Origin of the sequence: Chitinophaga silvatica, from assembly GCF_003419895.1 — a bacterium.
GTDB lineage: Bacteria > Bacteroidota > Bacteroidia > Chitinophagales > Chitinophagaceae > Chitinophaga > Chitinophaga silvatica.
In genome coordinates this window covers 163,571-185,338 of sequence record NZ_QPMM01000004.1, presented here as the reverse complement: position 1 = coordinate 185,338, position 21,768 = coordinate 163,571, and the positions used below count along the sequence as shown (strand labels likewise).

General features: G+C 39.8%; 25 protein-coding genes. 15 read left to right on the top strand and 10 right to left on the bottom strand.

The features are described from left to right. Positions 1-14 precede the first annotated feature (14 nt). Together DVR12_RS10215 and DVR12_RS10210 are read right to left on the bottom strand one after the other, a co-directional pair. Entirely contained in the window at positions 15-1,664 is a 1,650-nt protein-coding gene (locus tag DVR12_RS10215; protein ID WP_116975576.1) for a SulP family inorganic anion transporter, read from the bottom strand. 203 nt (positions 1,665-1,867) lie between these two features. Further along, the gene (locus DVR12_RS10210) at positions 1,868-2,164 is read right to left on the bottom strand and encodes a hypothetical protein (RefSeq protein ID WP_116975575.1); all 297 of its coding nucleotides are present in this window, start codon (positions 2,162-2,164) and stop codon (positions 1,868-1,870) included. A 364-nt stretch (positions 2,165-2,528) separates the two neighbouring features. Here DVR12_RS10210 and DVR12_RS10205 point away from each other — a divergent pair, with 364 nt between their 5' ends. From DVR12_RS10205 to DVR12_RS10190, 4 genes are all read left to right on the top strand, one after another. Then, a complete protein-coding gene (locus DVR12_RS10205) occupies positions 2,529-2,858 on the top strand; it encodes a PadR family transcriptional regulator (RefSeq protein WP_116975574.1) in 330 nt (109 codons plus the stop codon). A 46-nt stretch (positions 2,859-2,904) separates the two neighbouring features. Then, positions 2,905-4,686, top strand: a complete 1,782-nt coding sequence (locus DVR12_RS10200; protein WP_116975573.1) for a PspC domain-containing protein — start codon at positions 2,905-2,907, stop codon at positions 4,684-4,686. Positions 4,687-4,859: 173 nt separating this feature from the next. Further along, positions 4,860-6,992: a ferrous iron transport protein B gene (feoB, locus tag DVR12_RS10195; RefSeq protein WP_116975572.1), complete on the top strand. Its 2,133-nt coding sequence runs from the start codon at positions 4,860-4,862 to the stop codon at positions 6,990-6,992. Positions 6,993-7,031: 39 nt separating this feature from the next. Then, a complete protein-coding gene (locus tag DVR12_RS10190; protein ID WP_116975571.1) occupies positions 7,032-7,967 on the top strand; it encodes a M28 family peptidase in 936 nt (311 codons plus the stop codon). Positions 7,968-8,083: 116 nt separating this feature from the next. Here DVR12_RS10190 and DVR12_RS10185 read toward each other — a convergent pair whose 3' ends face one another. Together DVR12_RS10185 and DVR12_RS10180 are read right to left on the bottom strand one after the other, a co-directional pair. After that, positions 8,084-9,523, bottom strand: coding sequence for a S41 family peptidase (locus DVR12_RS10185; protein WP_116975570.1), 1,440 nt, complete (start codon positions 9,521-9,523; stop codon positions 8,084-8,086). Between the two features lie 60 nt (positions 9,524-9,583). After that, complete coding sequence (locus DVR12_RS10180) at positions 9,584-10,390, bottom strand: DUF922 domain-containing protein (RefSeq protein ID WP_147323440.1); 807 nt, start codon at positions 10,388-10,390, stop codon at positions 9,584-9,586. Between DVR12_RS10180 and paaA the strand changes: the two genes are divergently transcribed. The 5 genes from paaA to nadD all read left to right on the top strand — a co-directional run bounded on the left by paaA (position 10,391) and on the right by nadD (position 13,689). Continuing rightward, positions 10,391-11,383 (top strand): 1,2-phenylacetyl-CoA epoxidase subunit PaaA, encoded by a 993-nt coding sequence (gene paaA / locus DVR12_RS10175; RefSeq protein ID WP_116975568.1) that lies wholly within the window; start codon positions 10,391-10,393, stop codon positions 11,381-11,383. Between the two features lie 28 nt (positions 11,384-11,411). Next, on the top strand, positions 11,412-11,783 hold the full coding sequence (paaB, locus tag DVR12_RS10170) for a 1,2-phenylacetyl-CoA epoxidase subunit PaaB (RefSeq protein WP_116975567.1): 372 nt from the start codon (positions 11,412-11,414) through the stop codon (positions 11,781-11,783). Further along, positions 11,780-12,541 (top strand): 1,2-phenylacetyl-CoA epoxidase subunit PaaC, encoded by a 762-nt coding sequence (paaC, locus tag DVR12_RS10165; RefSeq protein WP_116975566.1) that lies wholly within the window; start codon positions 11,780-11,782, stop codon positions 12,539-12,541. Before paaB ends, paaC begins: the two co-directional genes overlap by 4 nt. A gap of 2 nt (positions 12,542-12,543) precedes the next feature. After that, positions 12,544-13,038 carry a 1,2-phenylacetyl-CoA epoxidase subunit PaaD gene (paaD, locus tag DVR12_RS10160; protein WP_116975565.1) on the top strand — a complete coding sequence of 165 codons (495 nt, stop codon included), beginning with the start codon at positions 12,544-12,546 and terminating at the stop codon, positions 13,036-13,038. Between the two features lie 81 nt (positions 13,039-13,119). Next, the gene (gene nadD, locus DVR12_RS10155; protein WP_116975564.1) at positions 13,120-13,689 is read left to right on the top strand and encodes a nicotinate (nicotinamide) nucleotide adenylyltransferase; all 570 of its coding nucleotides are present in this window, start codon (positions 13,120-13,122) and stop codon (positions 13,687-13,689) included. Here the strand turns inward: nadD and DVR12_RS10150 are convergent. After that, complete coding sequence (locus DVR12_RS10150) at positions 13,677-14,687, bottom strand: AI-2E family transporter (protein WP_233522276.1); 1,011 nt, start codon at positions 14,685-14,687, stop codon at positions 13,677-13,679. The two genes, nadD and DVR12_RS10150, sit on opposite strands and share 13 nt — an antisense overlap. A gap of 273 nt (positions 14,688-14,960) precedes the next feature. On the opposite strand from DVR12_RS10150, the gene DVR12_RS10145 reads away from it, so the two are divergent. From DVR12_RS10145 to DVR12_RS10135, 3 genes are read left to right on the top strand one after another with little or no spacing between them, the layout of a single operon-like run. After that, positions 14,961-15,155 carry a YtxH domain-containing protein gene (locus tag DVR12_RS10145; protein ID WP_158563247.1) on the top strand — a complete coding sequence of 65 codons (195 nt, stop codon included), beginning with the start codon at positions 14,961-14,963 and terminating at the stop codon, positions 15,153-15,155. 25 nt (positions 15,156-15,180) lie between these two features. Continuing rightward, on the top strand, positions 15,181-15,648 hold the full coding sequence (locus tag DVR12_RS10140) for a hypothetical protein (protein ID WP_116975561.1): 468 nt from the start codon (positions 15,181-15,183) through the stop codon (positions 15,646-15,648). 22 nt (positions 15,649-15,670) lie between these two features. Further along, positions 15,671-16,021 (top strand): hypothetical protein, encoded by a 351-nt coding sequence (locus DVR12_RS10135; protein ID WP_147323439.1) that lies wholly within the window; start codon positions 15,671-15,673, stop codon positions 16,019-16,021. Between the two features lies 1 nt (position 16,022). On the opposite strand, the gene DVR12_RS10130 is transcribed toward DVR12_RS10135, so the two are convergent. From DVR12_RS10130 to DVR12_RS10120, 3 genes are all read right to left on the bottom strand, one after another. Further along, positions 16,023-17,333, bottom strand: a complete 1,311-nt coding sequence (locus tag DVR12_RS10130) for a M56 family metallopeptidase (RefSeq protein ID WP_116975559.1) — start codon at positions 17,331-17,333, stop codon at positions 16,023-16,025. A 4-nt stretch (positions 17,334-17,337) separates the two neighbouring features. Further along, positions 17,338-17,700 carry a BlaI/MecI/CopY family transcriptional regulator gene (locus DVR12_RS10125; protein WP_116975558.1) on the bottom strand — a complete coding sequence of 121 codons (363 nt, stop codon included), beginning with the start codon at positions 17,698-17,700 and terminating at the stop codon, positions 17,338-17,340. A 101-nt stretch (positions 17,701-17,801) separates the two neighbouring features. Beyond that, complete coding sequence (locus DVR12_RS10120; RefSeq protein ID WP_116975744.1) at positions 17,802-18,827, bottom strand: SPASM domain-containing protein; 1,026 nt, start codon at positions 18,825-18,827, stop codon at positions 17,802-17,804. A gap of 127 nt (positions 18,828-18,954) precedes the next feature. Here DVR12_RS10120 and DVR12_RS10115 point away from each other — a divergent pair, with 127 nt between their 5' ends. Together DVR12_RS10115 and DVR12_RS10110 are read left to right on the top strand one after the other, a co-directional pair. Next, positions 18,955-19,707 (top strand): glycoside hydrolase family 25 protein, encoded by a 753-nt coding sequence (locus DVR12_RS10115; RefSeq protein ID WP_116975557.1) that lies wholly within the window; start codon positions 18,955-18,957, stop codon positions 19,705-19,707. A 22-nt stretch (positions 19,708-19,729) separates the two neighbouring features. After that, a complete protein-coding gene (locus DVR12_RS10110) occupies positions 19,730-20,008 on the top strand; it encodes a hypothetical protein (RefSeq protein ID WP_116975556.1) in 279 nt (92 codons plus the stop codon). On the opposite strand, the gene DVR12_RS10105 is transcribed toward DVR12_RS10110, so the two are convergent. Continuing rightward, a complete protein-coding gene (locus DVR12_RS10105) occupies positions 20,005-20,562 on the bottom strand; it encodes a CAP domain-containing protein (protein WP_158563246.1) in 558 nt (185 codons plus the stop codon). The two genes, DVR12_RS10110 and DVR12_RS10105, sit on opposite strands and share 4 nt — an antisense overlap. A 355-nt stretch (positions 20,563-20,917) precedes the next feature. Here DVR12_RS10105 and DVR12_RS10100 point away from each other — a divergent pair, with 355 nt between their 5' ends. Beyond that, positions 20,918-21,100, top strand: a complete 183-nt coding sequence (locus DVR12_RS10100; protein WP_116975554.1) for a hypothetical protein — start codon at positions 20,918-20,920, stop codon at positions 21,098-21,100. Positions 21,101-21,218: 118 nt separating this feature from the next. On the opposite strand, the gene DVR12_RS10095 is transcribed toward DVR12_RS10100, so the two are convergent. Next, on the bottom strand, positions 21,219-21,656 hold the full coding sequence (locus DVR12_RS10095) for a YybH family protein (protein WP_116975553.1): 438 nt from the start codon (positions 21,654-21,656) through the stop codon (positions 21,219-21,221). Between the last annotated feature and the right edge of the window lie 112 nt (positions 21,657-21,768).

Genomic DNA, 21,768 nt, shown 5'->3' with positions numbered 1-21,768 from the left:
GAATAGAACCCATTCTAGTTTAGTTGTAATTCTTTCAGCAGCTCTTTATGGCTACCGGTAGAAATTGTATGAACATTTTGTGAACGCAGATTCTCCTGTTCTTCTTCAGTCAGATCGGGTGTATTCTGAATATTATATACAGGTTTAAATCCTGTTAAGATCACTTTAATGTTTTTCTGAGGAGCTTTAATGTCTTTAAACTCCCTGATTGTTTGCAACACATCAAAATCGATATACTCCGTATTATGTGCATCGATGATCAATTTGATATCTCCCGGAATATGATCTAATGTTAGCAGTATGCTGGCTTTATTGAGGAAGGACACTTCCTGGGCCAGTTCGAGTCTGATACCGGCTCCTGAATGGTATTTTTCTTTACTGAAGTAATAGGAGCTTTTAATATTTCCTCTCAGAATTGCGAGTACGCTTACTGCCATTCCCAATGCAATACCAATTAGCAGGTCTGTAAATACGATAGCAACAACGGTTACCAGGAAAGGCACCCATTGGTATTTCCCGTTTTTAAACATTTCCTTAAAGATGGAAAACTTACAGAGCTTGTAACCTGTAACCAGTAAAACGGCAGCCAATGTAGCCAACGGAATCTTATTCAGGAGTGCCGGAATTAAGGCGGCACAAACCAGTAATAGCGTTCCGTGTATCATGGAAGACAGTTTGGTTTTACCACCGGCATTGATATTAGCACTGGAGCGTACGATTACAGAAGTGATAGGCAATCCACCGATCAAACCGCTCACTATATTTCCAATACCCTGTGCTTTAAGCTCACGGTTAGGAGGAGTGTGGCGCTTGTAAGGATCTAATTTATCTGTGGCCTCAACATTCAATAAGGTTTCGATGGATGCTACAATTGCTATAGTAAATGCAGTGATCCAAACCTCTTTGTTGCTGATGGCGCTGAAATCGGGTAAGGTGAATTGGTGTATGAAATCACTAAAACTATCAGGCACGGGCAACGAAACCAGGTGATTAGATCCCAGTGCCAGCACGCTACTACCGGAGAAAACGCTATTGAGCAGAATTCCGGTTATTACGGCTACCAGAGGTGCTGGCACTACATTGAGCTTAGGGATCTTACTCCAGTACAGAATAATGAAAATGGAGATTAAGGTTATCAGGGTTGCTCCTATGTTGATATGATTCAGCGTAGATAAAAGTGCACTAATAGTATTATCACCATTTACCTGAATAAAATTGAGATCGCCTTCAGAGTCGGCATCATACCCAAATGCATGGGGTAATTGTTTCAGGATAATAATAATACCGATAGCGGTAAGCATACCCGTAATTACATTTGATGGGAAGTAGTTGGCCACAGTTCCGGCTTTCAACAGACCCATTAAAAATTGTAATACACCGGCAATAACTACGCTCAATAAGAATATTTCAAATACACCGAGTTTAGTGATAGCTACTAATACTACAGCAGTTAAACCTGCTGCTGGGCCACTTACACTCAATTGCGAACCGCTGAGAAAGCCTATTACAAGGCCACCTATAATACCTGAAATCATTCCGGCAAATAGGGGGGCACCTGAGGCCAGGGCAATACCTAAACATAGTGGTACCGCAATGAGGAACACTACAAGGCCGGCTGAAAAATCGCCTTTTATATTTGAAAAGATTGATGTCTGCTTGTTCATAATTTTTCTTTTTAGGGACCACGCTTCCGGATAACAGCATTAGCTGAAATCGGAACAGTACAGAATAGTAGATTTACTGAGGGGACCAACAGTTTACACGTATAGCAATAGCAGATACGAACCGGGCCCGACAGCTTTAAATAAAATTGTTTGTAAACAGATAGAATAACTCAACCGCTGACTTGCAGTTGAAAAAGACGTAATTAACCAATAAGTTGGTTTGGAGGCGGGGCGTGTATTTCCATAGCAGGGTTGCTAGGAATATCTTCCATTATACGGAAGTGTTTAGTGTCTTGTAGCTGTAACAGACTAAACTGCAGACTATCATCGAACTGTTTGCAAAACTTCAATTCTTTTGCAATCTTCACATGGTCTACTCCGCAATCAACAGGATGTTCTTCTACAATCTGGTTGTTAAACAGCAACTTTCCTACCTCCTTAATTGGAAGTAATTGAGACACCATGAGTGCCAATAGAAATATGCCGATAACTTTTTTCATGCTACTTTATAAACACAAAAATAATTGAGGAGTATTAAAAATGATAAATTGAGTAATTAAAAAAATGTTAAAGCATTTTAACATTGCAAAAATCTATGATCATACATTATTATTTTCCGTTTATCATCAATATAAACCGTTTGTCAATAATAATTTAATGGTCAATTTAGTTTATTACCTGGCAAATGTATACTGCGAGGACTTTTAGGCTAAAATTGTAGTAACTTTCAAAACAAGTTATTTTGCTTTCTATGGTATTGTGTATTGCATAGTAGTAAATGTTCCTTATCTTTGTATCAGAAAGTTGATAAAATAGCTATCAAAACAACTGTCAAAAACCACCATTTTTTAAAGCTCACTAGCCATGAATATAGATAACACACAATCGCAGATGAGGAAAGGGGTGCTAGAGTTTTGCATACTATCTATAATAAAACAGGGGGAAGTTTATCCGTCAGACATTATTGAAAAAATGAAAGAGGCAAAACTGGATATCCTGGAGGGAACTCTTTACCCATTATTAACTCGTCTTAAAAATGCAGAGCTATTGACCTATCGTTGGGTAGAAAGTAGTTCCGGGCCGCCAAGAAAGTATTTTTCAATGACAGATAAAGGAGAAATTTTTTACCGGGAATTGGAAAGTACCTGGAACGAATTGGCGAACGCAGTACATCAATTAACTCAAAACGTATAATCTCGAAAGTTGCCTTAATCTAACCTAAAACCTAAATCAAGACCAAATGAAAAAGATCATCAATATAAATCTGGCCGGGCGGCTTATCCCCATAGAGGATAGTGCCTACGAGATACTTAACCAGTATCTTAACAGCCTTAAAAAATATTTTTCAAAAGAAGAGGGTGGAGATGAAATCGTCGCTGATATTGAGAGCCGCATTGCTGAATTGTTTCAGGATAAATTAAAGAAAGGCGCTCATTGTATTACCGACGAAGACGTTAATACCGTTAAAACCTCTATGGGTACACCGGAACAATTCGATGAGTCTGGCAGTACTTCAAACGCAAAAGAAGAAGCTACTTCAGGAAATACTGAAGAACCTTATAATCCACGCCCTCGTAAACGCTTGTATCGCGACCCGGAAAACAAAGTTGTAAGTGGTGTTTGTAGCGGTTTGGGTGCCTATTTTAATATAGACCCGGTTGTTTTCAGAATAATTTTCGCTTTACTCGCTATCGGAGGTTTTGGTAGTGGTGTATTAGTATACTTCATCCTGTGGGTGGCTACTCCCACCGCCGATACCGCAGCCGAAAAACTGGAGATGAGAGGGGAAAGAGTAGACCTGAACAGTATTAAAAACACGATTCAGGACGAAATTAACCAAATGAAAAATCAGGCTAAAAACGTAGGAAATGATATCCGAAATTTTTCCCAGGGCCGCGGAAAGCAAATAGGTAGTGAATTCGAACGCGTTTTCACCGGAGTTGCATCTGGTGTAGGTAGCATTCTGGTATTCGTTACAAAAGGGTTCTTTTATTTCTTTGCTGCAGTAGTTCTTTTTTGCCTCGTTATCGTGGCAATTACTATGGCAGTCTCTTCTGCGGCCCTATTCCCCTGGAAAGATTTATTACTACATGGCACTATTCAGAACACATTGATCTGGCCTGCCATCGGATTACTAATTGGTATACCAATTCTTTCGTTAATCATCTTCATTGTAAGAAAATTAACCGGTATCAATGAAACCAGCAGATATGTGGGTTATACACTTAGCTTCCTCTGGTTTCTTGGATTAGCATTCGCCGGAATAGTAGCCATTTCTATGGTGAAAGACTGGAGAAGAGAAACAACAGAAACTACTTCTGTATTCATTCAACAGCCTTCCAATGGTAAACTGATCCTTAAAAAGGCTCCCGGTACCTTGCTTACAGATTGGGATAACGATTGGCATATCAACTTTTTCAACAATAAAATGCTGGTAGATGACGATACCATCGTGATCAACCGTATCCGAATCAGAGTTGAAAAAAGTCCGGATGCCAATTTCCATGCAGATATTCTGAAATATTCTGCCGGTAGAAATATCCAGCAAGCCAGAAATTTTGCTAATGATATCGAGTTCTCTATCACACAAAAAGATTCTATAATCTATATTCCAGAAGGATTTACATTGCCTCTGCACTCTACGTTCCGTGGACAAGGCGTGACCCTGGTAATTCAGGTTCCTAATGGTAAATTCCTGGAAGCAGATAGAGAAGTAACCCATAACTATGACTTCAGAAGATCTGGCCGCGGATATAATGCCAACTGGGATGATGATAGCTACTACGATGGAGAACCGGTTAAACTGAAAATGACAAATGATGGAGTAAAGAATGAAAACGAACCGGTTAAGCAGTCAGACACAACTTCTCATGAGAAAAAAGATTCTACCGCTTCAGAAAAAGGCTACAGATACAAAGGACCTGCTGCCACAAATGTGAAGAAAACTGTTAAAATTACTATGAGTGCCGATAGATTAATAACACTTATATCTCCGACACTATATAAAATAGTAAATGGTTAATATTCATAAATCAATATAAATTAAAAACTTAAGGGTTAGGGGTCTTCTCTAACCCTTTGTTTTTATATAGAATTACCGCCCGTACAGAATTTCCCGATCCGATTATTTAACAGCCTGATTAATGTGTAACTTTGCGCCTTCAGCTCATTAATTAAATAATTAGGATAGAAAGGATGCAGGCTCCCATAAACATCGCGCTGGTTGGAAATCCGAATAGTGGTAAAAGCTCACTTTTTAATGCACTTACTGGTTTAAACCAGAAAGTCGGAAACTTTCCCGGAGTTACGGTCGATAAAAAGACCGGACAGGCCGAGATAGTGACGGGTGTAACAGCTAATATTATAGACTTGCCTGGTACTTACAGTCTTTATCCTAAAAGTGCTGATGAATATGTTACTTACGATGTGCTGATTAATCAGCAGAGTTCCGATACCCCAAAGCTGGTAATTATTGTTGCCGATGCTTCTAATCTTAAGCGTAATCTCCTTTTCTGCTCCCAAATCATCGATTTAAAAATTCCTGTTATTATCGCTTTAACCATGATGGATATAGCCAGGAAGAAAGGGGTGGAAATTGATCTTGATGGCCTGGAAAGAGAACTGGGTGTTCCTGTTATTTCCATTAATCCCAGAAAGAACAAGGGAATAGTAGAGATAAAAAAGACAATTGATCTTGCGCTCCGCTCTCAATATAGCGTACCGCCACGCGATTTTATCAATAATCAGGCTTTAGCTCCTCAGGTCATCGAATCTGTAAAACAGACTGTTACCGTGAAAAGTGATTATGCTGCTATGCACATTGCTGTAAATGCATCAGAACTCACTTTCCTCAATGAGCAACAAAAGAGCGATATTCAAAATATTCTTAAGAAAAATAATTTTAATAAAACCACGGTACAGGCCGAAGAGATCATGCAACGATATGCCAGAATCAAGCATATCATGAAAGCTACAGTCGTGGAAACTGATCCTCTCCAGAAACAGCTTAGGTCGGAAAAAATCGATGATCTGTTATTGCATCGTTTCTGGGGCTATGTTATCCTGCTTGTGGTAATGTTCCTCCTTTTCCAAAGTATCTTCTGGCTTGCATCCTATCCAATGGGCTGGATCGAAAATGGTTTTGGGGCTTTAAGTGGCTGGTTAAGTGGATCATTACCCGACACCAAGGTTACAGATTTCTTTATCAATGGTATCCTGGCCGGAATCAGCGGCTTCGCAGTTTTCGTTCCACAGATCATGATCCTTTTTGGATTGATCACCATTTTGGAGGATACCGGGTACATGGCCCGCATCAGCTTCCTGACAGACCGTTTAATGCGCCAGGTTGGACTTAATGGTAAATCGGTGATGCCTTTAATTAGTGGTGTAGCCTGTGCGGTACCTGCTATTATGGCCACAAGAACTATTGAAAACAGGAAAGAACGCCTTATAACCATTATGGTTACACCGTTAATGAGTTGTTCGGCCAGATTGCCTATTTATACAATGATGATTGCCCTGGTGGTGCCAGATATCAGACTGTTTGGCATTTTGAGCCTGCAAGGTGCAGCAATGATGGGATTATATCTTCTGGGCTTCTTCATGGCAATTTTTATTGCTGCTGTAATGAAGATCTTTGTGAAGATCAAGGAAAAAAGCTACTTCATCATGGAACTACCGGTTTATCGTTCTCCAAGATGGGCAAACGTGGGAACAACCATGATAGAAAAAGCCAAAATCTTCATTAAAGATGCAGGTAAAGTAATTGTAGTTATTTCTGTTATTCTATGGTTTCTGGCCAGCTATGGCCCTTCTTCCAGGATGCATCCTATTCATGAGAAATACGAAAAAATATTGGCTGAAACCCCTGCCGAATCTCCTGAAGCCGCAGTTGTGAATAAAGAATTTCAATCCGAAAAACTGGCTAATTCCTATGCCGGAATACTCGGACATTCCATAGAACCGGTAATCCGACCTCTCGGCTTTGATTGGAAAATAGGTATTGCACTTATTACTTCATTTGCCGCCAGAGAAGTATTTGTTGGTACAATGGCTACTTTGTATAGCGTGGGAGAAGATCCGGAAAATAATAACGCCACTTTACGTGAAAAACTTACTGCTGCTACCTGGCCGGATGGAAGACCAGTGTATACAACAGCAGCAGGGCTTTCTCTCATGATATTTTATGCTTTTGCCATGCAGTGTATGAGTACTCTGGCCATTGTCAGAAGAGAAACCAAATCATGGAAATATCCGTTGATCCAACTGATATACATGACAGGTCTTGCCTATATATGTAGTTTCATCGTTTATCAGATCTTCAAATAATATCTTGTACATTTATTACAAATAAATCTGCAAGAAATCATGAAGTGGTATTGTTTCTTCTTTTGTATGGCGTTGGGTAGCCCGGCGTTTTCTCAAAAAGCAATTGACTCCAGTGCCTTAATGAAGGATGTACAAAAATTGTCTTCCGATCAGTTCGAAGGGCGTAAAACCGGAACAAAAGGTAGTCGTTTGGCACAATTCTACATCATTGATCGCTTCAAGCAGATTGGAATCAAACCCTTTAATGGAACTTTTGAGTATCCTTTTTTCTTTCAGAAAGATGATCGCAGAATTATGGGAACCAATATTTATGGTTATATCCCAGGCCAACTGAATTCTGTTATTGTTATTACTGCACATTACGATCACCTGGGAATCAGAAATAATGGAGAATCAAAAGATTCTATTTATAATGGTGCCGACGATAATGCCTCCGGAATAGGAGGATTACTGGCACTGGCTAAATACTTCAAACAGCACCCACCACGATATACAATGATCTTTGCTGCACTGGATGCAGAAGAAGCTGGATTGGAAGGGTCTAAAGCATTTCTTAAATCACCACCTGTTCCAATAGAGCAAATGCGACTGAATATCAACATGGATATGATTGCCCATAACGATAAGAATGAATTATATGTTTGTGGTACCTATCAATTTCCTGATCTGAAAAAGTATGTTGCACAAGTGGCGGACAGGAGCAGTGTTAAACTTATTGCAGGTCACGATAATCCATCTCAGGGGCACGACGACTGGACTAATCAAAGCGATCAGTATGAGTTCTTTCAGCAGAAAATTCCATTCTTATATTTTGGGGTAGAAGACCATCCCGATTATCATCATGCTTCAGATGAATTCAATACAATCAATCCATCATTTTATTATAATGCTGTGCAAACTATTCTTGATGCTGTAAAAACCTTAGATAGCGGACTTTCGGAGAATAAGTTTAGTGGAGCCAAAACCATGAATTAAAAAAGAAGAATTTTCAAATAATAAGACGAGGCCTTATCAGATATATGATAAGGCCTCGTCTTATTTGAGTACCTGATAGAGTCAGGTAGTTATTTAAGCAATTCTCAGGATCTGCTTTATCGTTTAAAGGATTGTATCATTCCTTTGAATTTTGTAGCCTGCAATCTGTTGGCTGTTGTAGTCGCTAATATTCTACCAGAGGCTATTCTGGCCGAGCGGCCCAATACAGAAGCCTGTACTCCCATATCGATCAACGACTGTTTTAATAAAGGATCATTGAACGAACCCCAATCATTTGAGAAGTCGTCGCCAACTGTTATATCGGGTTTTAGCCCGGTAAAGTAATCTCCCTGCCCCAGGCTATTTTTAGTTTGGAAGCAAACGGCATAAACATCATAGCTTCCAAAAGTGATATTAATAAAACCTACTGGTTTACCATAAGTAGTAGTTCCAACCAGTTTAATGTTCATAGCCGGTTTAAGGTTATTGCATAATAATTCACTTGCAGACACGGTACTATGGCTTACTAGAAAGTTTACCTGGTCTAATTCCCAGCTTCCGATTTTTGAGAACTTAGCTGTTTTATAAGTAGTAGCCTCGCTGTAGAAAATATCTGTCCAGTTATAGGTTGGATAGTATGGTAATGCCTTCATATTCTGGAAGATCCGGCTGAATTTTTTATTGTTTACGTTGTCGTTGAATGACTGCGTATACATCACAGTATTTGATTTGGCAGCAGGAACCAATCGGTTGGCGATATACTCGGAGGTTTCAACAAGTCCGCCACCATTATATCTGAGATCTATGATCAGTTTTTTAGCACCGGCAGCAGCAAATGCATTGAAAATTGAGTCGAGCTTCGTTTGTACATCTGCCAGGGCAACGAAATTGTTAAATACCAGGTATCCAACCTTCACTCCGCTCAGGTCAAACAGTTTGGAGTACAAGATAGGATTCAGCTGGTAGGTGGTGGAAGCAATGGTGTTTTGTTGAGTTGTTCCATCTGGTTTTTTAAACTGAAAATTACCGCTGCCAGTGGAAAAAGCTTCATTTAGAGCATCATCAGTTGCACCATTATCGTAATAATTGAATTTAGTGAATCCGTTAGCGCTTAGAAGTTGCCATCCTCTTTTGATACCGGCTTTGTCGGCTGGCGACCCCGGATATACATATACGACAAACAAAGTAGTATCAGTTTGGTATCCTACCTCAAATCCTTTATCTCCTACTATTCCTTCCTGCAGGGCTCTTGAAGTAGTTCCATCATCTAAGAAGCTATAGCGGTCGAGCGATTCATAGGTTATTAATGAATCAAACATTTTACGGGTGCTGGAGAAACTATTGGGCTTAAATGTAGCCGAATCGGGGAGTACATTGGTCCATAAATAGATATCCTTTGTGACAAAGAAAATGCTGTCGTTGGTTGTTACGGCCCCTGAGTTCCCGTTTGTTGGTGGAGGGGTATCAATGCTACTTTCTTTCTTTTTACAGCTAAAAAGAGCAGATAATATTAAAAGGCCACCCAATAAAGTTTTGAAGTGTCGATTTCTTTGCATGTTCCCAATTTAAAAGTAGATGTAATATAGTAATAACGACGATGAATAATTGAATATTGGTTATCTGATGAAATTTCCTTCCATACCCAATTCATCTGGTAAAACTCCGTTATTTCGTAACCCGATATTAACCCTTTCCCGCCAGCGCAGTTGTTCAGTTCTGTTTAAACCATGGTTACTTTCCTCGTCGAACCGATATTGGAGTTTATTCATTTCCCGGAAGGATTCTAAATATTGATACTGTATGACACTATCATAGTCGTCTCGGTTTAATGGGGTCTGACGAAGTTTTTGCTTAAATCTTTCGGCAACGAGTTTTGTAATATCAAAATGTAGTTGTTCGTGGGCCAGGGCATAGGAATTCATGTAATCTGGCATCACCCAGGAGGCACTTTTAACAAAAAAGACTTCTATGTTCAGAGTAATGAGTAGGGTATCGTGAGCAATCCGGCTATTTCCTTCATAGGCAAAGCTGGTATAGGAAACAGCAGCACTCTGCTTTGTTGATGGAGGTTTCCCGTGAAAATCCGTCCATTTTAACGGTCTTATATAAAAAAGTGTATCTGAGGAGGCAGAATCGGGAACTGTTTTGTCATTGATATTCAGAATTACCACCGCCGGCCGCCGTTTTTGGAGTGAATCTGAACGGTGATGGGGGTGAGATGGAAAAATCAACCCACATAATAGTATGGCAATAGCTGACAGCATCAAAGAAGTGACCTCTATAAAATTAAGGTAAGTAACGCTATGATTTTCCCGGGCATGAAATTTTTGCGATTCTATAACATTTGACCGGGGTATATATGCAGTAAAATGATCGTAAACGCTCTTTTTTCCGTAATTTACGAGTAACCAAAACAATCGCATATGTACGGCGGAGGATATATATATGATGAGCCCAATAAGCGGCCACTGGCTGAGCAATTGGCGGAAGACCCAGATAAACTGGCAGCCTTTGAAGCAAGAATTGCCAAAGGGGAAAAAATAGAACCAGGTGACTGGATGCCATCTGAATATCGCCGACAATTAATCAGATTAATAGAACAACATGCACACTCCGAAATTATAGGAGCTTTACCGGAAGGTACATGGATTACCCGTGCGCCGGGTTTCAAACGAAAATTGGCTTTGATAGCTAAAGTTCAGGATGAAATAGGGCATGGACAATTATTATATAATGCCGCTGAAACTCTGGGTAAATCCAGAGAAGCAATGATCAATGATCTGCTCAGTGGTAAATCCAAATATTCCAATGTCTTTAATTACCCTGCGGAAACCTGGGCCGACGTGGCAGTTATCGGTTTTTTAATTGATGCAGCAGCGATTGTAAACCAGGTGGCCAATGCTAAAGGATCGTACGGCCCGTATTGCAGGGCATTGGAAAGAATCTGCTACGAAGAAAGTTTCCACTTAAAACAGGGGCATGATGCTTTTATTGAATTAGCGACAGGTACACCTGCTCAGAAAACGATGGTTCAGGAGGCACTGAATCGTTGGTGGCAACCAATAATGCATTTCTTTGGCCCGCCAGATAAGACTTCCAGTCATAGTGAGAAATTAATGCAGTGGAAAGTAAAAATGGCCAGCAATGATGATATGAGAAACCAGTTTCTTGATATGTATGTACCAAAAATCTGGGAATTAGGTCTTTCTCTTCCGGATCCTTTACTAAGAAAAAATGAAGCAGGAAAGTGGGAATATACAGATCCCGACTGGGATGAATTCTTCAGAGTTATTAATGGAGAAGGCCCTTGTAATGAAGAAAGGTTGAGAGTCCGTAAATGGGCTGAAGAAAATGGAAGATGGGTACGCAAGGCATTAATGCAGCCAAGCGATAAAAAGAGTTTTCCCGTTGCTTAGTTTATCAATATAAATTCTTTACTAATTCATGTCAAACGATTCTTTAGACCCCCGTGTCAACAGATTAAAGCTGGGAGTAGCAGGAGAGGCGATTAGAGTAGAGGAAGGAGAGAACTGGAATATTTATGAAGTTTTTCATCAGGAGAAAAGAGGGGCACACCATGAGCATGTAGGATGTGTGCATGCCCCCAATCAGGAACTGGCATTGATCTTTGCCAAAGAGCAATTTGCCCGCCGTAAAAAATGCGTTAATCTATGGGTTGTGAAAAGCGCTGATATTTTGGCATTTGATGTTGAAGATGAAGATATGTTTGCTAATAATGCTGATAAAAATTATCGCGATGCCAGCGGATTTAAAGTGATGGAGAAAATCAATAAATACAAACAATCAAAAAAATGAATACAACAGCAATAAAAGATCTGATTATTAAAATGGCAGATGATGAGCTGATTCTGGGGCATCGAAATTCTGAATGGACAGGTCTGGGCCCTGTTATGGAAGAAGACATTGCTTTTTCATCCATGGCTCAGGATAAAATAGGACATGCACTTGCGCTATATCAGATCTTACATGAACAACTGGATGGGGTTGATCCTGATAGATTTGCATTTCTAAGAGCTGAAAAGGATTTTCGTTCTTCTCATCTGGTGGAAATGCCGAATGGAGAATATGATTTTAGCCTGATGCGTCATTTTTTATTTGATCATGCTGAAGCCGTTAGATATGAAAGTCTGGCTGCCAGTGCTTTTGAACCATTAAAATCACTAGCCTTTAAAATTAAAGGAGAGCTCAAATATCATACTTTACATGCCAATGCCTGGGTAATGCAACTAAGCAATGCCAATGAAGAAAGTCATGCAAGGATGCAACAGGCACTAGATAATACTATCGCTTTAGCTGCAGGAATATTTGAGCCTTCAGAGAAATGGGAGAGTGATTTAATTTCATATGAAATCTACCCGGGTGAACAAATATTATTTCAACGCTGGATAGAACGTATTTCTCCAATCTTGGAACAGGCTTCATTAAGGCTGCCTGATTTAAAAACTGTTACACCGGTTTACGGAGGTCGTAAAGGTTATCATACTATTTACCTGCAGCCGTTGTTGACAGAAATGGGAGAAGTTTATAATCTGGATGCGGAGGCCAGTTGGTAACTATGATCACATTACCATCAAAAGAAGCGGTTTATAAAATGCTGGAAGAGGTGATGGACCCCGAAATTCCCGTATTAAGTGTTGTGGATCTGGGGATGATCACCGATGTGGAGGTGTTGGAAGATGAGGTACGGGTAAAAATGATCCCCACTTTTGCGGCATGCCCGGCAGTGAATTATATTCAAACAAATATTAAACGCGCACTGGAGGAGAGGTTAGAGGTTCCGGTGAGTGTAACAATTGATAAAAGTGTTAACTGGTCGAGCAGCCGGATGACGGCAGCGGCCAAGGAGAAGCTAAAAAATTATGGTATAGCCCCACCGCCTAAGGAACAGGCGGCCGATCCATTGATGTTAATAGCCCAGGAAGTTCCTTGTCCGCACTGTGGCAGCAAGCAAACTTACCTTCGTTCTCCTTTTGGGGCAACTCTTTGCAGAGCCCTGCATTATTGTAAGGAATGCGGGCAGGTATTCGAGCAGTTTAAGCCTTTGGATTAGGCTCAATGTATTGTTTCTCATATTAATACCTATTTTTACACGCATTATTAGCGCCGCTATTGGCAAATTATAAGACGACACATGAGAATAGGCTTGTATTTTGGATCTTTTAATCCTATACACACTGGGCATCTGATCATTGCCAATTACGTTGCATACAATACAGATTTGGATAAAGTGTGGTTGGTTGTATCACCGCATAACCCGTTGAAACCTCAGTCGGCATTATTGAATGAACATGACAGGTTTCATTTGGTAGAATTAGCAATTAAAGACGAACCCCGGCTAAGGGCGAGCAATATAGAGTTTTCCTTACCACGTCCATCTTATACAGTAGATACCCTGGCATATCTTGGTGAGAAGTTTCCAACTCAGGAATTTGCAATCATCATGGGCAGTGATAGCTTCCAGAATCTTTCGAGATGGAAAAACTATGAACATATTGTAAGGCATTATCCTATCTATGTTTATAAAAGGCCTGGACATGAAATTACCGAAACATATGGTGCTAAAGTAGAGATCCTGGATGCGCCTATGCTTGATATATCGGCAACAGATATACGAAAATGGATTAAGCAGGGAAAATCTGTCAGATATATGGTGCCGGATTCGGTAATTACCTATATCCATGAGAACAATTATTTTAAATAATCATTCCCTTCGTCTTTACGTTTGTAATAAGTTTTAGGACTTTCCCGCCTTTTTACTATAAACTCATTACTATAGATATCCAAAAGCAGAATATACATCGAAATCAGGAGGGGGCCGAATATCAATCCGATAAACCCAAATAGGTTTACCCCGATTATCACGCCTATAATAGTAATGAGGGGATGTACATCTGCAATTTTCTTTGCAAGCAGGAATCGTGAAATATTATCAGAAATCCCTACTACTCCAAAACCATAAACTAAAATTGCGATACCCTGCCAGGTATTTCCAATAGCCAGCAAGTATACTCCCATGGGCACATAAACCGCTGCGGCACCAACTATTGGTAACATAGCGGTAAAGCAGGTAACAACAAACCAGAAGACAGGTTGGGGAACGCCAAAGATCAGGTAGCCAACAAGTGCAACTACCCCCTGAACAATAGCGATTAATGGAATACCTACTGCGTTGGCAATCACCAGGGTGTTGAACTCTTTACCCAATCGGTCCACATTTTCATCCTTTAAGGGAATATATTCGTAAAGGATAGATTCCATTTTCCGGCCATTCACCAGCATAAAGTATAAAATGAAGTACATAATTGCTATTGCGGTGAGGGTATTGAATGTAGCTCCCAAAAACCGGGGTACGAAAGAGGTAACGGTTTCCTGAATATTCTGTAGCCTGGCAGGAGTGATGAAATTAAATCCAAGATACTCATCCAGTTGGGCGCTAAGGCCTTTCAGACTATTTATAAGGTCGCCCGAATGATTGGCGGCATAAGCAATTCTGGAAGTAAGTAAATTGATTAACATTCCTACAGGCAGCAGTATGATGAGGAAGGATAGAATTATTAATACACTGGCGGCCAGGCTTTTATTCCACTTTTTTTGTTCGTTGAGCCTAAACATATATTTTCTGCAAATCACATAAAAGGTAACAGCACCAAGGAATCCGGGAAAATAGGTATAAGTCTCCAGGAAAAGGAGAATGGTCAAAAAAACGATTAGTAACAGAAAGCCTATTTGTTTTAGACGATCATTATCGAGATAGCTCATAGAAATAATATCGGGTTCTATAAATTGTCAAAAAGCAGACCGATCTGAAAGATGTAGCCAGTAGCCTGAAAGTAAACAAATTTCGTTAGTGCTTGTTCTTTTCTTCAAGGGTTAACATGAGAAAATCAGGAAATATTCATTTATGGAATAATGTTTGTGAAACCTCATATACTTTGCAAAAAACCAAATTATTCATCTCAAAAAAAAATAATCATGAGTAACAGTTCAAAAGCCGTGGTTTCATTTATTGTAGGTGCTGCAGTTGGAGTAGCAGTAGGATATTTTCTGAATTCAGACAAGAAAGATGAGTTGATTGGTAAATTGAAAGATCAATCGGATCGTCTGAAAGAAAAATGGAGAAAGAAAAAGGATCAATTTCAGGATGAATTGGAGAACGAATTAGCATAACTACTATTTGAATAAATTCTACTGCATGGAAGATAATTTCAGCAACTATTTTAATCAAACAGGAAAAGTAGCTAAGGAGTATCTGGAAACCAGATTAGACCTTATTAAACTCCAGGCAGCAGGAAAGCTATCGAAAGCATTGGGATTATTTTTCTCATTGACGATGGCTTTCCTGTTGTTCTTTTTTGTTGTCGTATTTCTCGGAATGGTATTCGGTTTTTGGATTGGCGAAATGACGAATAGCTATACTATTGGCTTTAGTTGCGCAGCGGGTTTATTTATATTGTTGTTTTTAGTGATAATGATATTTAGAAAACCGCTGATTCAGAGACCTTTGGGAAAGCTATTGCTATCCGAACTACTAGATGAGATCAACGAGCCTGAAGAGGATGAAGACGAAGAAGAAGCTGGCCCAAGGCCAGTAATGGGAGAAGAAACGGCGCATGCTTATGTGCCGGATGATGAAGCTACTGAAACCACAACTAAAGGATAACGATGATCAAAGTTTACACTTTATGGGTAAAGTAAAAGTCAACAGTTTTGAAGTCCTTGATCTGGAGATTGCAAGATTAAAAAAGCGGTCCAGAAAACTTGAACGGGAGTTAGGTACCCGGGTTGATTATTTCAAAGATAACTACAAGAAAATGGCAATAAATGCTGTCATCCCCAGTAGTACCAGACAAGGCGGTGCCATGAGCGTAGCCATGAATGTGGCTAAGCTTGCGTGGAAAAGCGGCAGTGTCAAGAATTTTGCTACCGGGGCGTTGATGACAGCATTGGAATTTATTGGCGTTCAGCTAGGGATAAATCTTTTTAATAAAGTAACTAAACGCAGGCGGAAGAAGAAAGAACCAGAGGCCGAATAGACTAATTTTTCGTATAGCCAATTACTACGGCAAATGGACTTGTTTTATCCTCCTCTTTAACAGAACCACCTAAAACAGTACCATCAGCTTTTATTAACTGAAATAATACTGATTGTATTGTTTTGTGTGGCTTGGATTGAGGATCTGGAGTAAATGTAAACTCTGAAACCATCCTCTTTACTTCAGCCCCTAAAGCTTCCCCATTTTCAGGTGTTTTAAGAACTTCAATATCTGTAACAGTGCCATCTGGTTGTAATGTATATGCCACTTTAACCAGCCCAACAATTTTGTTATTATAGTTAACACGCGGATACCTGGTATGTCGTGAAACAAATCTTGCATAGCCATCATGGTCTCCTATAAAACGCTTATAAATAGTGCTGTCGTTTTTACCTTGTTCCAGGGTTAGCGATGAAGCACTGTTAGGTGTAGTGGAGGCTGCAACTAATGTACAACCTAATACCAATGCAGGTACAATTAATGCATAACGCCAACGCTGCATGGCGGATGAAGGTTTTTTGTTTAGCATAACGATTCTGTTTTTTATGAATGATTGTCCATATGGCTGAATTAAAGACGATACCGGCAAGTTAACGGCAAAGCTGAGCAGACTCATTTGATAGCCGGAGCTAGACTCGGCCAGAGCAGAGGCTTTTCTGTCGGCAAGGTATTCGAGGTTCAACTGCATAGCCTTCCTGATCAGTATACCAAAGGGATTGATCCAGAACAGGCAGCAATAAACTGAAGCTATCAATAAATCCGTGGTGTGATTTTCCTCTGCATGGGTGGTTTCATGATTAAGGATATATTCCAGGGTAGAAGGATCGTGGGCTTCAGGGTCGAAGTATATTTTGCTCATGAAAGTAAATGGAGCAGGCAAACCCTTTATCTGCACATACTTAAGAGTTCCCTTTGTAATAATATTTCCTGTTTGGCCAAGCTTTGTAATTTTTCGTACCTGGAAAAAGAAGCGTAGTAATAATATTACTGCTACAGCTGCATAGGCACCCAGAAGGAACATTTGATAATTTATGGAGCCTGTAGAGGTAGTTGCCGGGGTTCCGCTGGCAATATTAATGTTCGTTGGTGTTTCAACGTTAGTATTGTTTAGTGCTGCAAGAGGTATGACACCTCCGGTATTGAAAGCCGGAAATGGGAGTAATGGAACTATTGCAGAAACCAATAACGCAATTATAAGGAAGTACCTGTTATACCGATAAAACGTAGTATGCCTGAAAGCTGCCATGAAAAGGAGATACAGTAAGGCCAGTATAACGAAGTTCTGAATCAGATATAGCAGAAGTGAGTGCATAGGGCTACTTTTTATTTTTCTCAATCATTTTTACCAATTCATCCATTTCATCCTTTGTCAGCTTCTCTTCTTTAGCGAAATAGGCCAGCATATTGAAATAGGAATTGTCGAAAAAGGTGCTGACAACTTTCTTCATGAAAGTATCCTTATACTTTTCCTTCTCAACGGTAGGATAGTACTCATAGGTGCCACCATATTCGCGATGCGCCAGAAATCCTTTTTCTTCCAGGCGTTTCATGAGAGTAGCTATAGTGTTATAATGTGGTTTAGGGTCGGGAAGCTGATCGATAGCATCTTTTACAAATGCTTTTTTGAGGTGCCACATCACCTGCATAAGTTCTTCTTCCTTGCGTGATAATTTCTTCATATCACCAAGGTAAAACTATTTCTGTAGTTTTAAAACTATTTTTGTAGTTATTAAACTAAATAGATAGTAATCTATTGATTGTCAGTTCAATAATTTTTAAATTATCCCCAAACCTTAGTGCCTTCGCTACAATTAGCGCAGATATCGATGTTTTTGCGGGTTTGAAGGATCTGAGATCGGAAGTGGATATATTCTTTATTATGCCATAGCGCCTTGAAGCTTTCTTTTTTAAGATTCCCCAGTTTATGCTGGGCATCTTTATCGAAGCAGCAGGGAACTACCAGTCCATCCCAGGTTACAACAGGAGAGTGCCACAATCTCCAGCAGTGATTGCTGAGTTTATTTTTGATGGCATACGTACCATCTTCATTCCGGTGGTATCTCGAATATTTATCGATAGTAGGGATGAGTCGGTTTCCTTCTTCGTAGTCGTATACCTGTGCCGTTTTAAACCTCACCTGGTCTACTCCAATTTCTTTAGCCAGGCGTTTTACATCTTCAATTTGATGTTCATTTGGCTTTACAACCAGGAATTGGAAGAACACGAAGGGTTTAGAAGATTTTAGCTCCTTTTTCCATTTAACGATATTTTTTGCTCCCTGGATAACTTTATCCAGATGACCGCCTACCCGATATTGCGTATATACGTCCTGGGTAGTACCATCAATAGAAATGATTAATCTATCTAAACCACTTTCTACCGTTTTACGGGCATTTTCATCGGTCAGATAGTGAGCATTGGTAGAAGTTGCAGTATATATTCCTTTGGCAGAAGCATACTTCACCATTTCCAGGAAACCTGGATTGAGGAAAGGTTCTCCCTGGAAATAGAAGATCAGATATAGTAATTCGCGGGAGATTTCATCAATTGTTTGTCTGAAGAAATCCTGTTGCAACATACCTGTTGGCCTTGTAAAGGCTCTGAGTCCACTTGGGCATTCAGGGCACCTTAGGTTACAGGAAGTAGTAGGTTCAAAGGATATTGATACAGGATAACCCCACTGAACGGCTTTGCCGGTCCATTTACTTACAAAGTAGCTGCTCAATACTTTTGTGGCGTTGATACCACGACGCAGCGTGATTTTCGATAGCAAATTCAGGGTATCCTTCAGGTTAAAATCGGGCATAAAAAAACGCTTGACCATTGTAAAAGTAGCGCCTTTAAACAAATTATAGCCTATACTTGCTGAAAAAATACCGCTGTATCCCAAAAATACATGCGACCTAATTACCCTGCAACTAACTGAAACTAAAGTGAAAAGAGTTCTGATCGGATTATTGCTATTGATTTTTAGCCTCGGTATAGCCCTAATATCTTATCTGATATGGAATAAGATTGCCAACAAAGATAAATTTGTTCGATACCAGGAATTTGGGATCGATATTCCGGTTAATTATAAAATACATGGGATTGATGTTTCTAAATTCCAGAAGGATATTAACTGGCAGGCTGTCAAACAAATGAGGGTAAAGAAGATTCGTATATCCTTTGCCTTTATCAAGGCAACGGAAGGAATTACCCGCCAGGACGCTGCATTTAAAGAAAATTGGGAACATGCCGGTAAAGCAGGAATGATCCGTGGCGCATATCACTTCTTTTATGCAACCCGCGACCCTATTAAACAAGCTATCAATTTCAATAACGTAGTATCGCTTCAACCAGGCGATCTGCCTCCGGTATTAGATATAGAAACTACCAATAATCTACCTGCCTCGGTTATACGCAGCACGGCTAAAATATGGCTGGAAGAGATGGAGAAGACTTATAAGGTAAAGCCTATTATTTACACCAATATTCATTTTTATGAAACCTACCTGGGCGACGAATTCGATAAATATCCTTTATGGATTGCTCATTATTACCAGAAAGAACGCCCACGATCTGTCAGAAACTGGCTTTTCTGGCAACATAGCGATATAGGAAGGGTTAATGGAATACGCACAACTGTTGACTTTAATGTATTTAAAGGCGACAGCACTGATCTAGTAAAACTATGTTTACCTTAGCAGGGATTAAAAAACCGGTTTTATGGAAGAAGAGAAGGATGATGTACAACCAAAGAAAGACGAAGAACCCAAGTTTGACTGGGAACTGATGGAGTTCTTTCTGAAAATTATCCGAACAATATTTGTAGGGCTTTTTTTGATGCTTGTAAATATTACTCTTGGACTATACCTGGGATTCGGTGTGCCGGAGGAATCGACCCCCGGCCGAATGATCTTCTTTTATTCATGGCTGGTTATCACACTTGCAGCATATATTTATTATGTCTGGAAGATGTGGAAACACAAAATGAAAGCACCTTAATTGGCAGAAGCTCTTCTGGAACCAAGTTCCATTGTCCAGTTCAGCCCATTTCTTCCAACACCAATTTCTACAAAATTTCCATTCATGATATTACGGCAGTGGTCAGGGCTATGTAGCCATCCGAGGATAACTGCCTGTTCATCCATACTGCCATTGGCTATATTTTCCCCATAAAAGCTCCAGTTATAACCAACAGCATCTAATCTGCCGCCCGGAGTTGATCCATTTAAACCAGTATGATTGAAGTAATGATTGTCGGTCATATCCTTACTGTGGGCATAGGCGGCTTTTTCCAATAAGCCATTCCAGTTTACAGGGCCTACAGGAGCCATTTGCTGGCCTCCACAATTGCAACCACGACTTCTTACACCATTTACCAATTTTAATAGGGCATCACGGTCAATTCTGTTGTCTTTAACGGTATCCGTTATAGCAACGGAATCGACAACTCCATGTGGAAGTGGTTGTTCTGGGGTAAGATCCATTTTTTTTGTGCAACCAACCAAAACGAGTAATAACAGAGAAAATACAATACTTAATGTTTTCCCGGGCATAACCATAAATAAGTTATAGTGAATAGATACCGGGTTCTAAACAGGAACAGATTAAAATTAAAGAAGGCTTTAGGAAGGAATTTGGATAAAACTACTCGTGGTTGATCAAGGGCCTATGGGTTAAAACATAATTGGGTCACTAAGATAGTATGTATAAGTGAAAAACGGATATCTCTTTTTGTGAACCGTATGTTAATGATCCCTGCCGTATAGGCGCAGGGGTATTATTTGCCCATCAGGGTTGGTTTTTGGGGAGTTGACACCACGTAATACTGCAATTTATCGGGTAATTAAGTGGTATTTGGGCTGGAATAAAGTTTGTTTTTTCTTATCAGGAGCATTTAAATCTGTTAGTATGAAGAAGAAGTCAAAAAATCATGATGCGGTAGATTATCCGGAAAAACAGAAGCCGGTAAAAGTCTTAGCTACAGATAAAGGCACTTATACAACTAACCCTTTACATGCTTCATTGTCTGAAAAGCCTGAAAAAGAAAATAAGGGGGTCAGACACACTGAAAAAAATAAATCAAAGCATTAAAAATATATATCCATATCCAATGAGAACCCTACTTCTACTTTTTTAACACTAAGAAGAATCAGACTTCTTTAATGTTGTGGTGTATAGCGGCCATCCTAATCTTAGGATGGTTTTTTATTTAGCTGCTATGATCGGCAATTATTTTCCAGGTAGTTCCAAAGCGTTTAACAACCAGGCTAAAATGTCCTTCCAGATCGCCAATTTTACGGGTAAGATGCCATTTGCCAACAACAAAAAAGATATCTGGAGCCAATTGTTTGAATTCTAACAATTTAAAGTCTAACTTTCCCATGGCAGTGGCGTCCGGATAGGCTTTCTTATAACGGTCGAGTGCTCCCTGCCAGCCATAGGTAATGCCGGTTTTATTTATAAAGAGGAGGGAGTCAGACTTCCAGTATGTATCCATGAAAGTATTAATATCTCCTTTATTCCAGGCTGTGCTTTGGATGGTAAGCAGGGCAGAAATTTGGGTTATTTCTTTTGACTGAGAAGCCGGTTTTTGAGCAAAAACGGCCGTAGATAAGCCCAACCAGGTAAGCAACAGTAAAAAACGCATGATAATTTTTTAGCAAAAGATAAACAGATTTTCCGATGTACAGCAACTCTGATTATAGTAACTTTGCATCACCATTTGAAAAACATCACTAATTTATATTTAAATCAATAGC

Coding starts and splice junctions, on each gene's coding strand:
- DVR12_RS10095 (WP_116975553.1), bottom strand. CDS start 21,656: ATGCGTTTTTTACTGTTGCTTACCTGGTTGGGCTTATCTACGGCCGTT.
- DVR12_RS10105 (WP_158563246.1), bottom strand. CDS start 20,562: ATGCCCGGGAAAACATTAAGTATTGTATTTTCTCTGTTATTACTCGTT.
- DVR12_RS10190 (WP_116975571.1), top strand. CDS start 7,032: ATGAAGTGGTATTGTTTCTTCTTTTGTATGGCGTTGGGTAGCCCGGCG.
- DVR12_RS10140 (WP_116975561.1), top strand. CDS start 15,181: ATGGAAGATAATTTCAGCAACTATTTTAATCAAACAGGAAAAGTAGCT.
- DVR12_RS10110 (WP_116975556.1), top strand. CDS start 19,730: ATGGAAGAAGAGAAGGATGATGTACAACCAAAGAAAGACGAAGAACCC.
- DVR12_RS10130 (WP_116975559.1), bottom strand. CDS start 17,333: ATGCACTCACTTCTGCTATATCTGATTCAGAACTTCGTTATACTGGCC.
- DVR12_RS10145 (WP_158563247.1), top strand. CDS start 14,961: ATGAGTAACAGTTCAAAAGCCGTGGTTTCATTTATTGTAGGTGCTGCA.
- DVR12_RS10210 (WP_116975575.1), bottom strand. CDS start 2,164: ATGAAAAAAGTTATCGGCATATTTCTATTGGCACTCATGGTGTCTCAA.
- paaB (WP_116975567.1), top strand. CDS start 11,412: ATGTCAAACGATTCTTTAGACCCCCGTGTCAACAGATTAAAGCTGGGA.
- DVR12_RS10125 (WP_116975558.1), bottom strand. CDS start 17,700: ATGAAGAAATTATCACGCAAGGAAGAAGAACTTATGCAGGTGATGTGG.
- DVR12_RS10135 (WP_147323439.1), top strand. CDS start 15,671: ATGGGTAAAGTAAAAGTCAACAGTTTTGAAGTCCTTGATCTGGAGATT.
- DVR12_RS10100 (WP_116975554.1), top strand. CDS start 20,918: ATGAAGAAGAAGTCAAAAAATCATGATGCGGTAGATTATCCGGAAAAA.
- nadD (WP_116975564.1), top strand. CDS start 13,120: ATGAGAATAGGCTTGTATTTTGGATCTTTTAATCCTATACACACTGGG.
- DVR12_RS10200 (WP_116975573.1), top strand. CDS start 2,905: ATGAAAAAGATCATCAATATAAATCTGGCCGGGCGGCTTATCCCCATA.
- paaD (WP_116975565.1), top strand. CDS start 12,544: ATGATCACATTACCATCAAAAGAAGCGGTTTATAAAATGCTGGAAGAG.
- feoB (WP_116975572.1), top strand. CDS start 4,860: ATGCAGGCTCCCATAAACATCGCGCTGGTTGGAAATCCGAATAGTGGT.
- DVR12_RS10120 (WP_116975744.1), bottom strand. CDS start 18,827: ATGCCCGATTTTAACCTGAAGGATACCCTGAATTTGCTATCGAAAATC.
- DVR12_RS10215 (WP_116975576.1), bottom strand. CDS start 1,664: ATGAACAAGCAGACATCAATCTTTTCAAATATAAAAGGCGATTTTTCA.
- DVR12_RS10180 (WP_147323440.1), bottom strand. CDS start 10,390: ATGCGATTGTTTTGGTTACTCGTAAATTACGGAAAAAAGAGCGTTTAC.
- DVR12_RS10185 (WP_116975570.1), bottom strand. CDS start 9,523: ATGCAAAGAAATCGACACTTCAAAACTTTATTGGGTGGCCTTTTAATA.
- DVR12_RS10205 (WP_116975574.1), top strand. CDS start 2,529: ATGAATATAGATAACACACAATCGCAGATGAGGAAAGGGGTGCTAGAG.
- paaC (WP_116975566.1), top strand. CDS start 11,780: ATGAATACAACAGCAATAAAAGATCTGATTATTAAAATGGCAGATGAT.
- paaA (WP_116975568.1), top strand. CDS start 10,391: ATGTACGGCGGAGGATATATATATGATGAGCCCAATAAGCGGCCACTG.